Source organism: Streptomyces sp. PTL18 (assembly GCF_059510295.1).
Map to the genome: position 1 here is coordinate 1 of NZ_JCAJZO010000148.1, position 411 is coordinate 411.

The 411-nt window shown below is 71.3% G+C and carries 1 protein-coding gene; it reads left to right on the top strand.

The annotated features are described in order from the left end of the window. Nucleotides 1-56: 56 nt before the first annotated feature. A partial coding sequence (locus AC5WS8_RS39410) for a helix-turn-helix domain-containing protein (RefSeq protein ID WP_496108280.1) occupies nt 57-411 on the top strand: 355 nt, incomplete at its 3' end.

The following is a 411-nucleotide window of genomic DNA, read 5'->3' on the forward strand; positions in this document are numbered from 1 at the left end:
CGCTGAGGCTGAAAGGGTGGGGTGACAGCGGGTGTTGGCGGTGCTACATCCTCGTCATGAGGTACGCGGATGGCGGCGGCTTGACCGCTGTGGGGCGGGCGAAGCGTGAAGCAGTGCGTTTCGAGGCCGCGGGGATGTTCGAGCAGGGGGTGCGGCCGCCGGAGGTGGCCCGCCGGTTACGGGTGTCGCGGAAGTCGGCTTACGCCTGGCACGCGGCCTGGCGGGACGGCGGTAGGTCGGCGCTGGCCTCGAAGGGGCCTGGTGGCTTTCCGTGCCAGCTCAGCGATGACCAGACCGAGCGCCTGCAGGCCGAGCTGGAGGCCGGCCCGGCCGCGCACGGCTGGCGCGAGGACCAGCGGTGGACCCTGGCAAGGGTCGCAGAGCTGATCCATCGCCTGTTCGGCTACCGGT